The sequence below is a fragment of the Aquisalimonas sp. APHAB1-3 genome, assembly GCF_048323695.1.
Classification (GTDB): domain Bacteria; phylum Pseudomonadota; class Gammaproteobacteria; order Nitrococcales; family Aquisalimonadaceae; genus Aquisalimonas.
In genome coordinates this window covers 111,054-129,876 of record NZ_JBLWFT010000005.1, presented here as the reverse complement: position 1 = coordinate 129,876, position 18,823 = coordinate 111,054, and the positions used below count along the sequence as shown (strand labels likewise).

The window sequence follows — 18,823 nt, the reverse complement described above, 5'->3', positions numbered from 1 at the left end:
CGGCTGATGCTTGCAGAATATCTACCGATTCTTCTGTTCATTATCGTGGGGCTGGGGCTCGGCGCAGTACTGATCGTGGCCGGTTTCGTGCTCGGGCCGCGGCGCCCGAATGACGAAAAGCTTTCCCCGTACGAATGTGGCTTCGAGGCATTCGAGGATACGCGCATGAAATTCGATGTGCGTTACTACCTTGTGGCCATTCTCTTCATCATTTTTGACCTGGAAATCGCGTTCCTGTTTCCGTGGGCCATCGTCCTCGACGACATCGGGTTCTTTGGTTTTGCGGCAATGGGGCTTTTCCTGTTCATTCTCCTGATCGGTTTTCTCTACGAGTGGAAGAAGGGGGCGCTGGAATGGGAGTAGAAGGCGTTCTCGAGAAAGGGTTCGTCACCACCTCGGCGGACAAGCTCATCAACTGGGCGCGCACGGGGTCGATGTGGCCCATGACGTTCGGCCTCGCCTGCTGTGCGGTGGAGATGATGCATTGCGGTGCGGCCCGGTATGACATGGACCGCCTCGGTATCATTTTCCGTCCGAGTCCGCGGCAGTCCGACGTGATGATCGTGGCCGGAACACTGTGCAACAAGATGGCCCCGGCGTTGCGCAAGGTGTACGACCAGATGTCCGACCCCAAGTGGGTCATCTCCATGGGGTCCTGCGCCAACGGTGGCGGCTACTACCATTATTCCTATTCGGTGGTGCGTGGCTGCGACCGCATCGTCCCGGTGGATATCTACGTGCCAGGCTGTCCGCCCACCGCGGAGGCGCTGCTCTATGGTGTGGTGCAGCTCCAGAACAAGATCCGGCGCACCAACACGATCGCCCGTTAGCTAGCAGGGAACACAGGCCATGGCCGACGCGCACAAAGCATTGGCAGACAGCCTCAGGGATGCGTTTCCCGAGGCCCAGGTTGAGTACCGTGAGCGGCTCGGCGAGACCGTCCTGGAAGTGCCCCAGGACGCGCTTTTCGCCACCATGAAGACGTTGCGTGACACGTTCCGCTTCGAACAGCTCACCGATCTGTGTGGCGTCGACTACGCCGCCTGGGGGCAGGACGAGTGGATTACCGAGCAGGCATCCGGCGCGGGCTTCTCCCGCGGGGTGCGTGGCAACACGTTTGCGCGCCTTGGCCTGACCGGCGTCTACGGGCTGGACCCCGTCACCAGCAACACCGGACGCCGGTTTGCCGTGGTCTATCACCTGCTGTCCGTGAGCCGCAATCTGCGGCTGCGCGTGCGCATCTACTGCGCCGACGATGATTTTCCCATGGTCGACTCGGTGGTGGGCATCTGGGCCGGCGCCAACTGGTTCGAGCGCGAGGCCTTCGACCTGTACGGCATCGTGTTCGACGGCCACCCCGACCTGCGCCGTATCCTCACGGATTACGGCTTCGTCGGCCATCCGTTCCGCAAGGATTTCCCGCTCATCGGCAACGTGGAAGTGCGTTACAACGAGGAAAAGGGGCGTGTCGTCTATCAGCCGGTCACCATCGAGCCGCGCGTACTGGTCCCCAGGGTGATCCGCGACGACAACCGCTACGCTGACCCCGATGCCGCGGAGGAGAGCGCTTCCAATGGCTGATATCCGGTCCTACACGATGAACTTCGGTCCCCAGCACCCGGCCGCGCACGGGGTGCTGCGCATGGTGCTGGAGATGGAAGGCGAGGTGATCCGGCGGGCGGACCCGCATATCGGCCTGTTGCACCGCGCCACCGAAAAGCTCGCCGAGAGCAAGCCGTACAACCAGAGCATCGGCTACATGGACCGTCTCGACTACGTGTCCATGATGTGCAACGAACACGGGTACGTCATGTCCATCGAGAAGCTTCTCGGTGTGACACCGCCGCGGCGGGCCCAGTACATCCGCGTGATGTTCGACGAGATCACCCGCATCCTGAACCACCTCATGTGGCTCGGGGCGCACGGGCTGGACGTCGGCGCCATGACGGTCTTCCTGTACTGCTTCCGCGAGCGCGAGTTCCTGATGGACCTCTACGAAGCGGTCTCCGGGACCCGCATGCACGCCACCTACTACCGGCCCGGCGGCGTGTATCGCGATCTGCCCGAGCGCATGCCCCAGTACGAGCCGTCCCGCTTCCGCAGCGAGAAGGACCTGGAGTGGTTGAACAAGGATCGCCAGGGGTCGATGCTCGACTTCATCGATCAGTTCTGCGAGCGCTTCCCCACGGCCATCGACGAGTACGAGACGCTGCTCACCGACAACCGCATCTGGAAGCAGCGCCTGGTGGGGATCGGCCAGGTGTCCGCGGAACGGGCCCTGGAGCTCGGCTTCACCGGGCCCATGCTGCGCGGCTCCGGTGTGGAATGGGACCTGCGCAAGACGCAGCCCTACGAAGTCTACGACGAGCTGGACTTCGACGTACCCATCGGCACCAATGGCGACAGCTATGACCGCTACCTGGTGCGGGTCGAGGAGATGCGCCAGTCGGTGCGGATCATCAAGCAGTGCGTCAGCTGGCTGCGGCAGAATCCGGGGCCGGTGATGATCGACGATCACAAGATCGTGCCGCCGACCCGCGAGGAAATGAAGGACGACATGGAGTCCCTGATTCACCACTTCAAGTTGTTCACGGAAGGCTATTGCGTGCCCGCCGGCGAGGCGTACGCCGCGGTGGAGGCGCCCAAGGGCGAGTTCGGGGTGTACATGGTCTCGGACGGCGCCAACAAGCCGTACCGTGTCAAGGTGCGTGCGCCCGGGTTCGCCCACCTGGCGGCCATGGACGAGATGGCCCGGGGGCACATGCTGGCGGACGTGGTGACCCTGATCGGGACGCAGGACATCGTTTTCGGGGAGATCGACCGGTGAGCGAGCAACGCCTTAGCGAACGGGTGCTCACGCCCGAGCAGCGCGAACAGATTGACCACTGGCTGAGCAAGTTCCCCGAGGAGGGGAAGCGCTCGGCGGTGATTCCGGCGCTTCACGTCGCCCAGGACGGTAACGGCGGTTACCTCTCCCAGGAGCTGATGGACGCCGTTGCCGAGCATATCGGCATGCCGCCCGTGGCCGTCTACGAGGTGGCCACGTTCTACAGCATGTTCGACACCGAGCCCGTGGGTCGGCACAAGGTCAATGTGTGCACCAACATCGCCTGCATGCTCATGGGCTCCGACGAGATCGTCGCGCACTGCGAGAAGCGCCTGGGCGTGAAACTCGGCGAGACCACCCCGGACAACCGCATCACCCTCAAGGTCGAGGAGGAGTGCCTGGCGGGGTGCAGCGCCGGTCCGATGATGGTGGTGGACGGCCACTACCACACGCACCTGACGCCCGAGAAAGTGGACGAAATCCTCGATAATCTGGAGTGACCCATGGTCAACGAGGTCTGCTATCAGACGCTGTCCTACGACGAGCCCTGGAGTCTTGAGACGTATCGCAAGATCGGGGGCTACCAGGCGTGGGAGAAGATCCTGCAGGAGAAGACGCCGCAGGAAGACATCATCGAGACCGTGAAGCAGTCGTCACTCCGCGGCCGCGGCGGTGCCGGCTTCCCGCCCGGCATCAAGTGGGGGTTCATGCCGCGCAATGCGCCGGTGCAGAAATACCTGCTGTGCAACTCGGACGAATCCGAGCCGGGCACCTGCAAGGATCGGGATATCCTGCGCTACAATCCCCATGCGCTGGTGGAAGGCATGGCCATTGCCGCCTACGCCATGGGTGCGACCGTCGGGTACAACTACCTGCGCGGCGAGTTTCACCACGAGCCGTTCGAGCGCATGGAAGAGGCCCTCAGGGAGGCCTACGAGGCGGGGTATCTCGGCAAGAACATCCAGGGGACGGGCATCGACTTCGACCTCTACAACTTCTTCGGCGCCGGCGCCTATATCTGTGGCGAAGAGAGTGCGCTGATGGAGTCGCTGGAGGGCAAGAAGGGGCAGCCGCGCTACAAACCGCCTTTCCCGGCGCAGTTCGGTCTCTACGGCAAGCCGACCACCATCAACAACACGGAGACGCTCGCCTCCGTGCCGGCGGTGATGCGCAACGGCGCCGAGTGGTTCCTGAATCTCGGCAAGCCGAACAACGGTGGCACCAAGATCTTCTGCGTCTCGGGCCACGTCGAGAAGCCGGGCAACTTCGAGATCCCGCTGGGCACGCCGTTCAAGGACCTGCTGGAGATGGCGGGTGGCGTGCGCGGCGGCCGCAAGCTCAAGGCCGTGATCCCTGGTGGGTCATCCATGCCGGTGGTGCCGGGCGAGACCATGCTTGGCCTGGACATGGACTACGACAGCCTGGCCCAGGCCGGGTCCGCGCTGGGTTCGGGCGGTGTCATGGTGATGGACGAGACCACCGACATGGTCAAGGCCATCTGCCGCATCTCGCGGTTCTACTACGCCGAGTCCTGCGGTCAGTGTACGCCGTGCCGTGAAGGGACGGGCTGGATGTACCGCGTCCTGCGCCGGATCGTCAACGGCGAAGGGCGCTGGGAAGATCTGGATCTGCTCGAAGCCGCGGCCGGACAGATCGCCGGTCACACCATCTGCGCCTTCGGTGAGGCGGCGGCGTGGCCGGTACAGAGTTTCCTCAAGCATTTCCGGCCGGAGTTCGAGTATTACATCGAACACAAGCGCTCCATGGTCGACGACGCTGCAGGGGCTGCCGCATGACAGACAAGGCTGAAGCAACCAATCCGGACATGGTCACCATCGAGGTGGATGGTGTCGAAATGGAGGCCCCCAAGGGCTCCATGCTGATCGAGGCGACGGACAAGGCCGATATTCACGTCCCGCGTTTCTGCTACCACAGCAAGCTGTCCGTGGCCGCCAATTGCCGCATGTGTCTGGTGGATGTGGAGAAGGCGCCCAAGCCCCTGCCGGCGTGCGCCACTCCAGTGGCCGATGGCATGAAGGTGAGCACGCGCTCCGAGCGTGCGCTCAAGGCGCAGAAAGGGGTGATGGAGTTCCTGCTCATCAATCACCCGCTGGACTGCCCGATCTGCGACCAGGGCGGTGAGTGCGAACTGCAGGACCTGGCCCTGGGTTACGGCCGGGGCGTGTCCCGGTTCACGGAGCGCAAGCGCGCGGTCAAGGACGAGAATCTCGGGCCGCTCATCTCCACGGAGATGACCCGCTGCATCCACTGCACGCGCTGCGTGCGTTTCCTCGACGAAGTCGCGGGCTTCCGGGAACTGGGTGGCATGGGCCGCGGCGAACACACGGAGATCTCCACGTTCGTCGAGGCCGGGGTGCACTCCGAGCTGTCCGGCAACATCATCGACCTGTGCCCGGTGGGCGCCCTGACGTCCAAGCCCTATCGCTTCAGTGCCCGCGCCTGGGAGATGCTCAGCCATCCCTCGGTGTCGCCGCACGACTGCGTCGGCTCCAACGTGCAGATCCATCACGTGCGCGGCCGCATCAAGCGCGTCGTACCGCGTGAGAATGAATCGATCAACGAGTGCTGGATTGCCGACCGCGACCGCTTCGCCTACGAGGGCGTCTACAGCGACGGCCGCCTGGAAGTGCCCATGGTGCGGGATCGAGATGGCAACTGGCAGGAAGCCGACTGGGAAACGGCCCTGGAAGCCGCCGGCGAACACCTCAAGGGGGTTGCCACCCGTGACGGCGGCGAGGCGCTGGGTACGCTGGTGTCGCCCAATGCGACCCTGGAAGAGATGTACCTGGCCGCCCGCCTGACCCGTGGCCTGGGGTCCGCGAATATCGACGCGCGCCTGCGGGAGGTGGACGTCTCCGACCAGGAACGCCGGCCGGCATTCCCCGCTCTCGGCATCGAGCTGGATGCCGTCGAGGGCCTGAATGCTGCACTGATCATCGGCGGCGAGCCGCGCTGGGACCAGCCCATGCTCAATCACCGTCTGCGCAAGATCGCGCTGCGCGGCGATGCGGTCATGGCCCTCGGCTTCCGGGCGCAGGCGCTGAACTACGACCTGGCCCATGAACACGTGGTCGCCCCCGATGCGGTTGTGGCGGAGCTGGCAGCGGTGGCCAGGGCTCTGCTCGATGCCAGTGGTGGCACCGCTCCGGACGGCTTCGACTCCCTTCTGGGCGGACAGGCTGTTACCGACACCCACCGTGGCATTGCCGAGCGCCTCCGTGACGGTGATCGCAGCGCCGTGTTCATCGGCAATGGTGCCCAGGCGCATCCGCGGGCAGCCGCACTGCGCATGCTCGGCAGCCTGATCGCCGAAGTCACCGGCAGCCACTTCGGTGTGGTCACGGACGGCGCCAACCAGGCGGGCGCGTGGCTCGCCGGCGCGGTGCCGCACCGTGACTGCGGGGCCGTCCCTGCCGCAACCACCGGCCTGGACGCCGCCGCAATGCTTGTAGCACCACGGCGTGGCTACCTCCTGGTCGGGGTGGAGCCGGAACTGGACTGCTGGGATGGCGCGGCGGCGCGGGCGGCGCTGGAGCAGGCTGGCAGCGTTGTCTGCCTGACGCCGTTCGTCTCCGAGGCGATGCTGGCCTATGCAGACGTTCTCCTGCCTGTGGGCACCTTCGGCGAGACCGCCGGGACCTACGTGAACGCCGAGGGCCGGTGGCAGGGCTTCCCCGGTGTGGCGCAGCCCGTTGCCGAGGCACGGCCGGCCTGGAAGGTCCTGCGCGTGCTCGGCAATGTGCTGGAGCTGGATGGCTTCGATTACGACGCGCCGGATGCCGTCACCGAGGCCGTGGAGCAGGCATGTGGTACGCCCGCGGTGGAGACGCTGGTGCCCTGGAGCGCACCGACGGAATCGCTACCCGGTGCCCAGGGGCTGTCGCGGGTCGGGTTCGTGCCGATCTATGCCGGTGATGCGCTGGTGCGTCGGGCGGACTCCCTGCAGCAGACCCGTCATGCCACGGAGCAGCACGTGCGCATGAACCGCGCGGCCGCCGAACGTGCCGGGGTGGTCCACGCCGAGCGTATCCGGGTCAGGCAGGGGAGTGCCACGGCGGAACTGGCGCTGACCATTGATGAAGGAATCCCGGACGGCACAGTCTGGGTGCCCGCGGGGCTGGCCGCGACCGGCGGCCTGGGGCCGATGTTCGGGGCGGTGGACGTCGAAGCGCTCTGAGCACTGCAGGTAAACAGAACGAACAAGGCGAGTCAGCGGCTCCGGTGCGGGGCGCGGCTGAATTGACTTGGCGCCGGCCCGGAGCTGGCGCCCGGCTATGTACGGGGACCGAATAGCCCATGGCGGAACTGATGGAAGTCTTCTGGATCCTGTTCAAGATCGGCCTGATCGTCGGGCCGCTGATCTTGTCCGTGGCGTATCTCACCTATGCCGAGCGCAAGGTGATCGGCTACATTCAGCTGCGCAATGGTCCCAATCGCGTTGGCCCTTACGGCCTGCTGCAGCCGTTTGCGGACGTGTTCAAGCTGCTGTTCAAGGAAGTGCTGCTGCCGACCAACGCCAACCGGTTCCTGTTCCTGGTGGCGCCCCTGCTGTCGATCATGCCGGCCCTGGCGGCCTGGGCCGTGATCCCCTTCGGTGAGGGCATGGTGCTGGCGGATATCAACGCGGGCCTGCTCTACATTCTGGCCATGACCTCCCTGGGGGTGTACGGCGTAATCATTGCCGGCTGGGCCTCCAACTCCAAGTACGCCATGCTGGGCGCCATGCGTTGCGCCGCACAGATCGTCTCCTACGAGATCGCCATGGGCTTCGCTCTGGTGGGCGTCCTCATGGCGGCGGGCACCCTGAACATGAGCGGCATCGTGCAGGCGCAGCAGGGCCCCGTGTGGGCCTGGTTCTGGCTGCCGCTGCTGCCGCTGTTCATCGTCTACTGGATCTCGGGCGTCGCCGAGACGAACCGGGCGCCTTTCGACGTGGCCGAAGGTGAATCCGAGATCGTGGCCGGTTTCCACGTGGAATACTCCGGCGTTGCCTTCGCCGTATTCTTCCTGGCCGAGTACGCCAACATGATCCTGATCTCCGGCCTGGCCGTGATCCTGTTCATGGGCGGCTGGTACTCGCCGTTCGAGGGCATTCCCCTGCTGGGGCCGATGTTCGACTGGGTACCGGGGTTAGTGTGGTTCGTGCTGAAGATCGCCTTGTTCCTGTACCTGTACCTGGCATTCCGGGCGACCTTTCCGCGGTACCGCTATGACCAGATCATGCGGCTGGGCTGGAAGGTGCTGATTCCGGTCACGGTGGTGTGGCTGTTCGTTCTGGCCGCGATGGTACTCACCGGCTTCGGCCCCTGGTTCGACTGATTGGGTGTAGTGATGACTGCAGTCCGCGATTTCTTCCGCACATTCTTCCTCTGGGAGCTGCTCCTGGGGCTGAAGCTCACCGGGCGCAACCTGTTCGCGCGCAAGGTTACGATTCAGTACCCGGACGAGCGTGCGCCGCAGTCGCCGCGCTTCCGGGGGCTGCACGCCCTGCGCCGGTATCCCAACGGCGAGGAACGCTGCATCGCCTGCAAGCTCTGCGAGGCGGTGTGCCCGGCGCTGGCGATCACCATCGACTCCGAGCAGCGCGAGGACGGCACGCGCCGTACCACGCGCTACGACATCGACCTGTTCAAGTGCATCTACTGCGGTTTCTGCGAGGAGTCCTGTCCGGTGGACTCCATCGTCGAGACGCGCATCTTCGAGTACCACATGGAAGAGCGTGGCGAGAACATCGTCACCAAGGACCAGCTGCTGGCGATTGGTGACAAGTATGAAGAGCAGCTCGCCCGCGACCGTGCCATGGACGCGCCGTTCCGGTGATTGCACCAGCGGTGGGCCCGGTCGGAACCAAGACTCCTGGGAGCGATAACGCGTGATCGAGAAGCTACTGTTCTACGTTTTCGCCGCGGTGCTGATCTTCGCGGCGACCATGGTGATTACCGCGCGCAACCCGGTGCATGCCGCGCTGTTCCTGGTGCTGGCGTTCTTCAATAGCGCCGTGCTGTGGATCATCGCCGGTGCCGAGTTCCTGGGGATCGTCCTCGTGCTGGTCTACGTGGGCGCGGTGATGGTGCTGTTTCTGTTCGTCGTCATGATGCTGGACATCAACCTGGCGCGATTGCGGGAAGGCTTCATCCGGCACCTGTACATCGGGCTGCCCATCGCCGCGATCATCGTCGTGCAGATGATTCTGGTGGTGAATACCGGCGCCATGAGCCCGGGCGAGATGCCCGAGCCGGCCATGCCGATCCCGGAGGATACGGGGAATACCTCCATGCTCGGGGGCGTGCTCTACACGGTCTACGTGTATCCCTTCGAGCTGGCCGCCGTTGTACTGCTGGTGGCCATCATCGCGTCGATCATGCTGACGCTGCGGCGACGTGACGGCGTGAAGCATCAGGATGTGGCGGAACAGGTCCGCGTGCGCAAGGAAGACCGGCTGCGCAAGGCGCAGTTCCCGCGCACTGCTGACGACGGGCGCAACGATAACGAACACCCGGACAGGTGAAGCAATGATCGAGTTGTCGGACTTTCTGATTCTGGGGGCCATTCTGTTCTCGCTGGGCATGGCCGGGATCTTCCTCAACCGGAAGAACGCCATCGTGCTGCTCATGTCCATCGAGCTGATCCTGCTGGCGGTGAACTTCAATTTCATCGCCTTCTCCACCTTCATGGGTGACCTGGCGGGGCAGGTGTTCGTGTTCTTCATTCTTACGGTGGCCGCCGCGGAATCCGCGATCGGGCTGGCCATCCTGGTGACCCTGTTCCGCAGCAGGGAATCCATCAATGTGGCCGATCTGGACACCATGAAGGGCTGATCCATGGAGACTCTCTACCTAGCCATCGTTCTCGCCCCGTTGCTGGGCGCCATCGCCGCCGGGCTGTTCGGACGCCAGCTCGGGCGTGTGGGCGCGCATCGCGTCACCATCGCCCTGGTGGGGCTGTCCACGCTGCTGTCGCTGTACGTCCTCTGGGGCTTCATCAACGGCACGCGGCCGGTATTCGATGACACCATCTACACCTGGATGGTCGCCGGCGGACTGCATTTCGAGATCGGTTTCATGGTGGACCAGCTCACCGCCATGATGATGGCCGTGGTGACGTTCGTGTCCCTGATGGTGCACATCTACACCATCGGCTACATGGCCGACGAGGACCACAACTGGCCGTCCGACAGCAAGCTGGGGCCTTACGCCTACCAGCGGTTCTTCTCGTACATCAGCCTGTTCACCTTCGCCATGCTGATGCTGGTGATGGCGAACAACTTCCTGCAGCTGTTCTTCGCCTGGGAAGCGGTGGGTCTCGTCTCCTACCTGCTGATCGGTTTCTGGATGAACCGGCCCACGGCCGTTTTCGCCAACATGAAGGCGTTCCTGGTCAACCGCGTGGGCGACTTCGGGTTCCTGCTGGGCATTGCCGCCGTGGTGCTCTACTTCGGCAGCCTCAACTACTCCGAGGTCTTTGGCGCCGTAGCGGCCAACCCGGACCAGACCATGAGCATCATCGGCGGTGCCGAATGGTCGGTGGTCACGGTGGCGGCCATCCTCCTGTTCATCGGTGCCATGGGCAAGTCGGCGCAGGTGCCGCTGCACGTGTGGCTGCCCGACTCCATGGAGGGCCCGACGCCCATCTCCGCGCTCATTCACGCAGCGACCATGGTGACCGCCGGCATCTTCCTGGTGGCGCGCATGTCGCCGCTGTTCGAATTCTCGGAAGCCGCGCTGTCGTTCATTCTCGTGATCGGTGCCGTGACGGCCCTGTTCATGGGCCTGATCGGCCTGGTTCAGCGTGACATCAAGCGTGTCGTTGCCTACTCGACGCTGTCCCAGCTCGGGTACATGGTGGTGGCGCTGGGCGTGTCCGCCTATGCCGCCGGCGTGTTCCACCTCATGACCCACGCCTTCTTCAAGGCGCTGCTGTTCCTGGGGGCGGGCTCGGTCATCATCGCCATGCACCACAAGCAGGACATGTTCGAGATGGGCGGGCTGAAGAAGTACATGCCCGTGACCTACTGGACCATGCTCATCGGCACACTGGCGCTGATCGGCTTCCCGGGTCTGTCCGGCTTCTTCTCCAAGGACGCCATTATCGAGGCGGTCGCCCACTCGGATCGTGCCGGCGCCACCTTCGCGCACTGGGCGGTGCTGCTGGGCGTGTTCGTCACGGCGCTATACAGCTTCCGTCTGCTGTTCCTGGTCTTCCATGGTCAGGAGCGCATGGACGAGCACACCCGCGGGCATCTCCACGAGAGCCCGTCCGTGGTGACCGTGCCATTGATGCTGCTCGCCATTCCCTCGGTGCTGATCGGCCTGTTCACCGTGGGGCCGATGGTGTTCGGCGGCTGGTTCGGCAACGCCATTACGGTACTGCCGGAGAACGACGTGCTCTCGGCCGTGGGCTTTGAAACCGTTGTTGGCTTCATCCTGCACGCCTTCGAGACGCCGGCGATCTACCTGGCGCTGGCCGGGTTCCTGACGGCCTGGTTCCTGTACGTGAAACGGCCGGAGCTCCCGGCCGAGCTGCAGCGCCGCTTCCCGCTCCCGCACCGGATTCTGGAGCGGAAGTACGGTTTCGATGAGCTGTATCTCAACGGCTTTGCCGCCGCGGGCCGAGGCCTGGGGACGCTGTTCTGGCGGCTTGGCGACGTGCGGCTGATCGACGGCCTGGTGGTGAACGGCACGGCGCGGACCATCGGACGCGTGGCGGCGGTCATGCGCCATGCCCAGACCGGGTATCTGTATCACTACGCGTTCGTGATGATCATCGGCCTGATGGTGCTGTTGACCTGGTTCGTCTTCGCCATTCGCTAGGCCCGTGCTGGACCATGGTGGCGGCCGGGAAGCCGGCGCCCAAACCTGACTGAACTGGTAAGGAAGTAACGGATGTTGGAATCCTCCTGGCCCTTGTTGAGCGTGCTCATCTGGTTGCCCATTATCGGGGGCGCTCTGATCTTCCTGCTCGGGGACGACAAGGCCGACCGCGCGCGGCTGTTCGCCCTGATCGTGAGCGGCGTGACCTTTGTGCTCAGCCTCGGCCTGATCGTGGGGTTCGAGCCGGGCACGGCTGCCATGCAGTTCGTGGAAAAGACACCCTGGGTGGAAGTGCTCGGGGTGAACTACTACCTGGGCGTGGACGGCATCTCCATGCCGCTGGTGGTGCTGAGCACCTTCTCGACCCTGCTGGTGGTCATCGCCGCGGGCTCGAAGATCCAGTACCGCCCGTCGCTCTATCTGGCCTGCTTCCTGATCATGGAAGGCATCATGGTGGGCGTGTTCAGCGCGCTGGATGCCATCCTGTTCTACGTGTTCTGGGAAGCCATTCTGGTGCCGATGTTCCTGCTGATCGGCATCTGGGGCGGGGCGGAGCGTATCTACGCCACCATCAAGTTCTTCCTGTACACCTTCGTCGGCTCCGTGCTGATGCTGGTGGCCCTGATCTATCTGCAGTTCCAGGCGGGCAGCTTCGACATTCTGGAGATGTACGGTCTCGGCTTGCCTCTGGGGACGCAGATCTGGCTGTTCGTGGCGTTCCTGCTGGCGTTCGCCATCAAGGTGCCCATGTGGCCGGTGCACACCTGGCTGCCTGATGCGCACGTGCAGGCGCCCACCGGTGGCTCGGTGATCCTGGCGGCGATCATGCTCAAGATCGGCGGCTACGGTTTCGTGCGCTTCGCGCTGCCCATCGTGCCCGAGGCCAGCATGGAGCTGGACTGGCTGATGATTGCGCTGTCACTGGTGGCGGTGGTCTACATCGGGCTGGTGGCGATGATGCAACAGGACATGAAGAAGCTGATCGCCTACTCGTCCATTGCGCACATGGGTTTCGTGACGCTCGGGTTCTTCATCGTCTTCGAGATTGTCGTGCGCACCGGTGGCGCGGACGGGGCCCTGCTGGCGCTGGAAGGCGCCATGGTGCAGATGGTCTCCCACGGCTTCATCTCAGCGGCCATGTTCCTGTGCGTCGGCGTGCTCTATGACCGTATGCACACCCGCATGATCGGGGACTACGGCGGTGTTGCCCACCGCATGCCGGTGTTTGCCGGCCTGTTCGTGCTGTTCGCCATGGCCAATGCCGGCCTGCCCGGCACCTCTGGGTTCGTGGGCGAGTTCATGGTGATCCTGGCGGCCTTTCAGGCGAACTTCTGGTACGCCTTCCTGGCCGGCCTCACGCTGATTCTCGGCGCCGCCTACACCCTGTGGATGGTGAAACGGGTGGCGTACGGGGAGGTTGTCAACGACAAGGTCGACAAGCTCGAGGATGTGGATGGCCGCGAGAAACTGGTTTTGGGCGTGCTGGCCGTGGCGGTGCTGTGGCTCGGCATCTGGCCCGCGCCGCTGATCGACATCATGGAGCCGTCCCTGGCGCACCTGCTTGAGGTGGTGACGGACGGGCTTTGAACCGCTAACGGATACGGGTGGGGCCATCAATGGGCGCCGCCGGGCTTTGAGCTCTGAGGAAATCTATGACAACGGACACCTTCGAGACACCGAACCTGATGCTTGCCCTGCCCGAGATCTGGATGCTGGGTATGGCGTGTCTGGTGCTGGTGGTGGATCTGTTCAGTTCGGACCGCGATCACACCCCCGCGTACTGGCTGTCGCAGGTGGCGCTGCTCGGCGGGATCGTGATCACGGTGCAGACCCAGTGGGGCGTTGATGCCACCACGTTCACCGGCAACTACATCGCCGATTCGGCCGCGGCGGTACTGAAAGTCGCCGTGCTGCTGCTCACGTTCCTGGCGTTCGCGTATTCCCGGGACTACCTGCGGGACCGGGGCATGCTTCAGGGCGAGTTCTACCTGCTGACCCTGTTCGCTGCGCTCGGCATGATGGTCACCATCTCCGCGCACAGCCTCCTGGTGCTGTATCTGGGCGTGGAGCTGATGTCCCTGTCGCTGTACGCATTGGTGGCCATGCGCCGTGACTCCCCTGCGGCCTCCGAGGCGGCGATGAAGTACTTCGTGCTGGGGGCGCTGGCCTCGGGCATGCTGCTTTACGGCATGTCGATGCTCTACGGCGCAACCGGCTCGCTGGAGATTTCCGCGATCGCCGACGCCGCCGCGGACGATGCCGGGTTGCTGCTGGTGTTCGGTCTGATCTTCACCGTGGTGGGCGTGGCGTTCAAGTTCGGTGCGGTGCCGTTCCACATGTGGGTGCCCGATGTCTATCAGGGCGCACCCACGGCGGTGACGCTGTTCATCGCCACCGCGTCCAAGGTTGCGGCGGTGGGGCTGTTCATCCGCCTGATCGGGGAGGCGCTGGGGCCGCTGCAGGGTGACTGGCAGCACATGGTGCTGCTCCTCGCCGTCGCTTCGCTGCTGGTGGGCAATACGGTTGCCCTGGTGCAGACCAACTTCAAGCGCATGCTGGCGTACTCCACGTTCAACCACATCGGTTTCATCTTCCTCGGTTTCCTCGCCGGCACGCCGGAAGGCTATGGCGCGGCAATGTTCTATGCCGTCACCTATGCATTCACGGTGGCGGCGGCATTCGGCGTTGTCATGCTGCTCAGCCGCCAGGGGTTCGAGGCCGAGAATCTGGATGATTTCAAGGGGCTGAACGAGCGCAGTCCGCTGTTCGCGCTGGTGATGCTGATCCTGATGGTGTCGCTCACCGGCATTCCGGGCACCGTCGGCTTCTACGCCAAGTGGCTGGTGCTGAAGTCCACCGTTGAGGCGGGCTTCATCTGGCTGGCGGTGCTGGCCGTGATCGGGGCCGTGATCGGCGCCTTCTACTATCTGCGTATTGTCCGGCTGTGCTACTTCGACAAGCCCGAAGGGGATGGTCCACAGCCGGTGGGGTCCGGGGGCTTCAAGGGCCTGCTGGCGGCGAACGGGCTGGCCGTGCTCCTGCTGGGCCTGTTCCCGGGTACGCTGGTGGCGATCTGTATGGCAGCGTTCGGGTAATTCGCCATGGGGACGACGACGGGCGTTATCGTTCTGCTGCTGATCGCTCTGGTGGCAGCCAATCTGCCGTGGATGAGCGAACGGGTTCTGTTCGTGCTGAAGCCGCCATCGCAGGGCAAACGGGAGTGGGTTCGGCTCGTGGAGTGGCTGCTCATGTTCGGTGTGACCGGCGTGATCGCAGCCGGGCTTGAGCAAGGCGTGACAGGGGAGATCTACGCCCAGGACTGGGAGTTCTGGGTGGTGAACCTGTGCCTGTTTGCCATTCTCGCCTTGCCGGGGTTCATCTACTATCACGACTTGCGCCGATACCTGCGCAAGCGGCGTTGATCCGGTGGGGGTAGCCCGTGCCACCCGGACGCCGGCGAATGTGAGAAAGATGGCGATGTGCCTTGCATTTCACGGGTTCCGGCGCTAACATGCGCAGCGTCAATTGCGGGGTGGAGCAGTCTGGTAGCTCGTCGGGCTCATAACCCGAAGGTCGCAGGTTCAAATCCTGCCCCCGCTACCAATCAATTCGGCCGCTGAGTCCTTCGGCGGCCATTCCGGAAGTAAAGAAGCGTTCGTCTCCCGGATCGGGGCGGAACCACGCGGTCGTACGAACTGCTGATCGTCCCGCTCCCGACTGCCCGTCCGGCTTTCTCCGATTCACGTCATGAGTACCACCGATTCAGTCGCGCGGGCCCCGGCCCGCAGCCGCGGTGTGTCTTGCGCGTCTGCGCTGGCCGGGGCATGCTGCTCCGGAGGGGGCGTCTGGAGAATCATCATGATACGGATCATCGTCGCGACGCTGGCATTGATAGCGGTGGCCCCCGCTGCAGCGGACTCCATGCGGTGTGGCAACGACCTGGTTCAGCGGGGCGATCATGTCGCCGAGGTGCATCGCAAGTGCGGTGAGCCGGTCCGCACCAGCATTCTGGAGAACGAGTACGGTGCTGCCGTCGGCAAGCGGGAAGTCTACGACAGCGCGCACGGAAGCCGTGACCACCTGGTGACCTACCACGGTGAGCGGGTCGTCCGGATCGAGCGGCTGCGGTAACCGGCGCACTGTCCCTGAGGACGAGCCATGGACGATTCCGGAGTTCAGGGTCAGGAGGGCGGGGCCACCCGGCGCACCGTCGAGGTCCTTTATCGCGACGACTCCCGCCGTGTGCTGGCAACGCTGATCCGCCTTCTTGGAGACTTCGAGCTTGCCGAGGAGGCGTTGCATGAAGCCTTTCGGGCGGCGCTGGAACAGTGGCCCCGGGACGGTCTCCCTGAAAATCCCCGCGCATGGCTGGTTTCCACGGGACGGTTCAAGGCCATCGACAGCTTGCGCCGCCGCGGCCGGCTGTCGCCGCTCGATGACCCGGAGGCGGTTGCGGGTGCCGGCTCGGATCCCGCGAGAACCGATGACGAGGGGATCACCGATGATCGCCTGCGGCTCGTGTTCACCTGCTGCCACCCGGCGCTGTCCGCAGACGCCCGCGCCGCCCTCACGCTCCGGGAAGTCTGCGATCTCACCACCGAGGAGATCGCCCGCGCGTTTCTGACGCCGGTGGCGACCGTGGCCCAGCGGATCGTTCGGGCCAAGGCGAAGATCCGCCGGGCGGGGATTCCTTACGAAGTCCCCGGAACCGCGGAGTTGCCGCAACGGCTCTATGGGGTCCTGCGCGTCATCTATCTGGTCTACAACGAGGGCTATGCGGCGTCCTCCGGCGCTTCGCTGGTGCGGGCGGACCTCTCCGGGGAGGCGATCCGGCTCGGGCGTCTCCTGCTGGAGCTGCTTCCCGGGCCGGAGCCCGAGGCGGAAGGATTGCTGGCACTGATGCTGCTGCAGGAGTCGCGCCGCGAGGCCCGCACCGACGTCAATGGCGACATCGTGTTGCTGGATGATCAGGATCGAAGTCTCTGGGATGGCGGGATGATCGCCGAGGGTGTGCGCCGGGTCGAGCAGGCCCTGCGCCACGGCCGGCCCGGGCCTTACGCGTTACAGGCAGCGATCGCGGCTGTCCATGCCGAGGCGACTACCCCCGGGCAGACCGACTGGCCGCAGATCATCGCCCTGTATGATCTGCTTCTGCGCCTGGACCCGTCGCCGGTGGTGGCGCTGAACCGGGCGATCGCCCTGGCTATGCGCGATGGTGCCGAGTCCGGGCTCGCCGAAGTGGAAGCCGTGATCGCGGACGGACGCCTTGATGACTACCATCTCGCCCACGCGGCGCGCGCGGACCTGCTGCGTCGGCTCGGCCGTGTCGACGCTGCCGCAGACGCATACCGGCGAGCGCTGGAGCTGGTCCAGCAGGAGCCCGAGGCGCGGTTTCTCCGGCGCCGGCTGGCAGCGCTGACAGTGCCGGCCTGACTTCCACCGGGAACCCGTCCCGCACTGCGGGGGTCACTCGTGCAACGGCCCCTCACGACGCGGAGTAGGTGGCAGGTCATGAATCAGTTCAGCCCCGGGCGACGGCAATTCCTGCGCTGGCTGGCCGATGGTTCCGCGGCGGCGGCGGTGTGGCGCCTGCGCGGGGCGGTGGCGGCGGGCGTGCTGGCGGCCCCCGCGACGGCCCTCGGCCATGACGGCCGGCACCGCAAGACGATCCCCGGCACCGATGAGACCATCAGCGCCATCGGCATGGGGACCTACATTACCTTCAATGTGGGCCCGGACGAAGGCGCGCGGGACCGCCTCGCGGACGTGCTGCGGACATTCTTCGCCATGGGTGGCGGGATGATTGATTCGTCGCCCATGTACGGCACGGCCGAGGCCGTGCTGGGTGATCTGCTGGAGCGGATCGGCGAGACGGGCTCCGCTTTTTCGGCAACCAAGGTCTGGACCCGCAGCACCGGCGAGGGACGGGAACAGGTCGATGCATCGCTGGATCTCTGGGGCATCACGCGATTCGATCTCATGCAGATCCACAACCTGGTCAACTGGGAGGCCCATCTGGACACCCTTCGTGATCGCCGTGAAGCCGGGGACATCCGTTATCTCGGTGTGACCACATCCCATGGCCGCCGCCACGACGCGCTGGAGCGGATCATGCGCGATGAGCCCATCGATTTCGTGCAGTTCACCTACAACATTGTCGACCGCGAGGCGGAACAGCGCCTGCTGCCGCTGGCCCGGGAGCGGGGCATCGCCGTCATCGCCAACCGGCCGTTCCAGCGCGGCAACCTGTTCGACCGTGTGAACGGTAAGGCCCTCCCGGACTGGGCCGAGGACTACGGCATCGAGAACTGGGCCCAGTACTTCCTGAAGTTCATCACGTCCCACGACGCAGTCACCTGTGCGATCCCCGCCACGTCACAGGTGGAGCACATGCGCGAGAACATGGGCGCACTGCGGGGCCCAGTGCCGGATGCCGCCGCCCGGCAGCGCATGCTCGAAGAACTCGAAAGGTTTTAGCTCATGCTTCCCTACTCCCTGGACGTGCTGTTCAGCATCGTGGCCGACCTGAACGCCAGTCACTGGTATGCCGTCCTGGCCTGCCTCGCCGTCGGTGGCGTCGTTCTGGCCGCGACGGTCTCGCCGTCGGCGCGGCCACTTGACCGGTTCTCGGGCTACGTGCTCGGGGTTGCCTGGATCGCCGTCGGCGGGCTGTTCTACGGCGTCCACCTGGCACCTTTCTTCTTCGCCGCGCCCTGGTTTCAGTGGGTGTTCATCGCTCAGGGTGCATTGCTGGCTGTGTTTGCCCTCGGCCCCGCGGCAGAACTGCGGCGCGATGTCGGCGTAACCGCCTGGGTGGGCCGTGCACTGATGCTATACGGCCTGGTCGGCGTGCCATTGGTGGATCTGCTGCTGGGTAGTGGCTGGCCTGCTTTCCGCGTCGTCGGCCTGAGTCCGGAGCCCACCGTGGTGGTCACCTGCGGCTGGCTGCTCACACGTCGACCGGGCACACTTGTCCCCGTGCTGGCGTTCGTTCCCTTGTTGGCCGGTGGGACGGCCGGCTTCGCCGCCGTGGCGCTTGCGTGGTGGCCGGACTGGGGTGTGGCTCTGGCAGCGGCTGCGGCGTTCGCGGGCAGTGTTGTGTCCGTCGTTCGGCACGCGCCGCGGTAGCGCCGCGGCGTTTCTACCCCCGGTCCGGGTTTTGTGT

The 18,823-nt window shown here is 64.8% G+C and carries 19 protein-coding genes and 1 tRNA gene; all 20 read left to right on the top strand.

The features are described 5' to 3' along the window. The first annotated feature begins 6 nt into the window (after positions 1 to 6). The 20 genes from ACNSTU_RS10040 (at position 7) to ACNSTU_RS09945 (ending at position 18,786) form a co-directional block, all read left to right on the top strand. Positions 7 to 363, top strand: a complete 357-nt coding sequence (locus ACNSTU_RS10040; RefSeq protein ID WP_290632071.1) for an NADH-quinone oxidoreductase subunit A — start codon at positions 7 to 9, stop codon at positions 361 to 363. Continuing rightward, complete coding sequence (locus tag ACNSTU_RS10035) at positions 354 to 830, top strand: NuoB/complex I 20 kDa subunit family protein (protein WP_091641038.1); 477 nt, start codon at positions 354 to 356, stop codon at positions 828 to 830. Before ACNSTU_RS10040 ends, ACNSTU_RS10035 begins: the two co-directional genes overlap by 10 nt. Positions 831 to 849: 19 nt before the next feature. Continuing rightward, on the top strand, positions 850 to 1,581 hold the full coding sequence (locus tag ACNSTU_RS10030) for an NADH-quinone oxidoreductase subunit C (protein WP_290632068.1): 732 nt from the start codon (positions 850 to 852) through the stop codon (positions 1,579 to 1,581). Then, a complete protein-coding gene (locus ACNSTU_RS10025; protein WP_290632066.1) occupies positions 1,574 to 2,827 on the top strand; it encodes an NADH-quinone oxidoreductase subunit D in 1,254 nt (417 codons plus the stop codon). The genes ACNSTU_RS10030 and ACNSTU_RS10025 overlap by 8 nt, the downstream gene beginning before the upstream one ends. Continuing rightward, a complete protein-coding gene (gene nuoE / locus ACNSTU_RS10020) occupies positions 2,824 to 3,327 on the top strand; it encodes an NADH-quinone oxidoreductase subunit NuoE (RefSeq protein WP_290632064.1) in 504 nt (167 codons plus the stop codon). The genes ACNSTU_RS10025 and nuoE overlap by 4 nt, the downstream gene beginning before the upstream one ends. Before the next feature lie 3 nt (positions 3,328 to 3,330). Continuing rightward, entirely contained in the window at positions 3,331 to 4,623 is a 1,293-nt protein-coding gene (nuoF, locus tag ACNSTU_RS10015; protein ID WP_290632062.1) for an NADH-quinone oxidoreductase subunit NuoF, read from the top strand. Further along, positions 4,620 to 7,025: an NADH-quinone oxidoreductase subunit NuoG gene (gene nuoG / locus ACNSTU_RS10010; protein ID WP_418212315.1), complete on the top strand. Its 2,406-nt coding sequence runs from the start codon at positions 4,620 to 4,622 to the stop codon at positions 7,023 to 7,025. Before nuoF ends, nuoG begins: the two co-directional genes overlap by 4 nt. Positions 7,026 to 7,144: 119 nt before the next feature. Beyond that, positions 7,145 to 8,167 (top strand): NADH-quinone oxidoreductase subunit NuoH, encoded by a 1,023-nt coding sequence (gene nuoH / locus ACNSTU_RS10005; RefSeq protein WP_290632059.1) that lies wholly within the window; start codon positions 7,145 to 7,147, stop codon positions 8,165 to 8,167. Positions 8,168 to 8,179: 12 nt separating this feature from the next. Then, positions 8,180 to 8,668 (top strand): NADH-quinone oxidoreductase subunit NuoI, encoded by a 489-nt coding sequence (gene nuoI / locus ACNSTU_RS10000; protein WP_290632058.1) that lies wholly within the window; start codon positions 8,180 to 8,182, stop codon positions 8,666 to 8,668. Between the two features lie 52 nt (positions 8,669 to 8,720). Continuing rightward, positions 8,721 to 9,356 (top strand): NADH-quinone oxidoreductase subunit J, encoded by a 636-nt coding sequence (locus tag ACNSTU_RS09995; protein WP_418212314.1) that lies wholly within the window; start codon positions 8,721 to 8,723, stop codon positions 9,354 to 9,356. 4 nt (positions 9,357 to 9,360) lie between these two features. After that, positions 9,361 to 9,666 carry an NADH-quinone oxidoreductase subunit NuoK gene (nuoK, locus tag ACNSTU_RS09990; RefSeq protein WP_290632057.1) on the top strand — a complete coding sequence of 102 codons (306 nt, stop codon included), beginning with the start codon at positions 9,361 to 9,363 and terminating at the stop codon, positions 9,664 to 9,666. Between the two features lie 3 nt (positions 9,667 to 9,669). Further along, positions 9,670 to 11,658, top strand: a complete 1,989-nt coding sequence (gene nuoL, locus ACNSTU_RS09985; protein ID WP_290632055.1) for an NADH-quinone oxidoreductase subunit L — start codon at positions 9,670 to 9,672, stop codon at positions 11,656 to 11,658. 72 nt (positions 11,659 to 11,730) lie between these two features. Further along, positions 11,731 to 13,245, top strand: coding sequence for an NADH-quinone oxidoreductase subunit M (locus tag ACNSTU_RS09980; RefSeq protein WP_290632053.1), 1,515 nt, complete (start codon positions 11,731 to 11,733; stop codon positions 13,243 to 13,245). Between the two features lie 65 nt (positions 13,246 to 13,310). Next, positions 13,311 to 14,753, top strand: coding sequence for an NADH-quinone oxidoreductase subunit NuoN (gene nuoN, locus ACNSTU_RS09975; protein WP_290632051.1), 1,443 nt, complete (start codon positions 13,311 to 13,313; stop codon positions 14,751 to 14,753). Positions 14,754 to 14,759: 6 nt separating this feature from the next. Beyond that, positions 14,760 to 15,080 (top strand): DUF2818 family protein, encoded by a 321-nt coding sequence (locus ACNSTU_RS09970; protein ID WP_290632049.1) that lies wholly within the window; start codon positions 14,760 to 14,762, stop codon positions 15,078 to 15,080. Between the two features lie 104 nt (positions 15,081 to 15,184). Continuing rightward, a tRNA-Met gene (locus ACNSTU_RS09965) sits at positions 15,185 to 15,261 on the top strand. 255 nt (positions 15,262 to 15,516) lie between these two features. Beyond that, positions 15,517 to 15,789, top strand: coding sequence for a DUF2845 domain-containing protein (locus ACNSTU_RS09960; RefSeq protein ID WP_290632047.1), 273 nt, complete (start codon positions 15,517 to 15,519; stop codon positions 15,787 to 15,789). Positions 15,790 to 15,816: 27 nt separating this feature from the next. After that, positions 15,817 to 17,091, top strand: a complete 1,275-nt coding sequence (locus tag ACNSTU_RS09955) for an RNA polymerase sigma factor (RefSeq protein ID WP_290632045.1) — start codon at positions 15,817 to 15,819, stop codon at positions 17,089 to 17,091. A 78-nt stretch (positions 17,092 to 17,169) separates the two neighbouring features. Next, positions 17,170 to 18,135, top strand: a complete 966-nt coding sequence (locus ACNSTU_RS09950; RefSeq protein ID WP_290632043.1) for an aldo/keto reductase — start codon at positions 17,170 to 17,172, stop codon at positions 18,133 to 18,135. A gap of 3 nt (positions 18,136 to 18,138) precedes the next feature. Continuing rightward, positions 18,139 to 18,786 (top strand): DUF6064 family protein, encoded by a 648-nt coding sequence (locus ACNSTU_RS09945; protein WP_290632041.1) that lies wholly within the window; start codon positions 18,139 to 18,141, stop codon positions 18,784 to 18,786. Positions 18,787 to 18,823: the final 37 nt, after the last annotated feature.

Excerpts from the sequence above, each read along its gene's own strand:
- ACNSTU_RS10040 (WP_290632071.1), top strand. The coding sequence starts at position 7 with ATGCTTGCAGAATATCTACCGATTCTTCTGTTCATTATCGTGGGGCTG.
- ACNSTU_RS10035 (WP_091641038.1), top strand. The coding sequence starts at position 354 with ATGGGAGTAGAAGGCGTTCTCGAGAAAGGGTTCGTCACCACCTCGGCG.
- ACNSTU_RS10030 (WP_290632068.1), top strand. The coding sequence starts at position 850 with ATGGCCGACGCGCACAAAGCATTGGCAGACAGCCTCAGGGATGCGTTT.
- ACNSTU_RS10025 (WP_290632066.1), top strand. The coding sequence starts at position 1,574 with ATGGCTGATATCCGGTCCTACACGATGAACTTCGGTCCCCAGCACCCG.
- nuoF (WP_290632062.1), top strand. The coding sequence starts at position 3,331 with ATGGTCAACGAGGTCTGCTATCAGACGCTGTCCTACGACGAGCCCTGG.
- nuoG (WP_418212315.1), top strand. The coding sequence starts at position 4,620 with ATGACAGACAAGGCTGAAGCAACCAATCCGGACATGGTCACCATCGAG.
- nuoH (WP_290632059.1), top strand. The coding sequence starts at position 7,145 with ATGGCGGAACTGATGGAAGTCTTCTGGATCCTGTTCAAGATCGGCCTG.
- nuoI (WP_290632058.1), top strand. The coding sequence starts at position 8,180 with ATGACTGCAGTCCGCGATTTCTTCCGCACATTCTTCCTCTGGGAGCTG.
- nuoK (WP_290632057.1), top strand. The coding sequence starts at position 9,361 with ATGATCGAGTTGTCGGACTTTCTGATTCTGGGGGCCATTCTGTTCTCG.
- nuoL (WP_290632055.1), top strand. The coding sequence starts at position 9,670 with ATGGAGACTCTCTACCTAGCCATCGTTCTCGCCCCGTTGCTGGGCGCC.
- ACNSTU_RS09980 (WP_290632053.1), top strand. The coding sequence starts at position 11,731 with ATGTTGGAATCCTCCTGGCCCTTGTTGAGCGTGCTCATCTGGTTGCCC.
- nuoN (WP_290632051.1), top strand. The coding sequence starts at position 13,311 with ATGACAACGGACACCTTCGAGACACCGAACCTGATGCTTGCCCTGCCC.
- ACNSTU_RS09970 (WP_290632049.1), top strand. The coding sequence starts at position 14,760 with ATGGGGACGACGACGGGCGTTATCGTTCTGCTGCTGATCGCTCTGGTG.
- ACNSTU_RS09960 (WP_290632047.1), top strand. The coding sequence starts at position 15,517 with ATGATACGGATCATCGTCGCGACGCTGGCATTGATAGCGGTGGCCCCC.
- ACNSTU_RS09955 (WP_290632045.1), top strand. The coding sequence starts at position 15,817 with ATGGACGATTCCGGAGTTCAGGGTCAGGAGGGCGGGGCCACCCGGCGC.
- ACNSTU_RS09950 (WP_290632043.1), top strand. The coding sequence starts at position 17,170 with ATGAATCAGTTCAGCCCCGGGCGACGGCAATTCCTGCGCTGGCTGGCC.
- ACNSTU_RS09945 (WP_290632041.1), top strand. The coding sequence starts at position 18,139 with ATGCTTCCCTACTCCCTGGACGTGCTGTTCAGCATCGTGGCCGACCTG.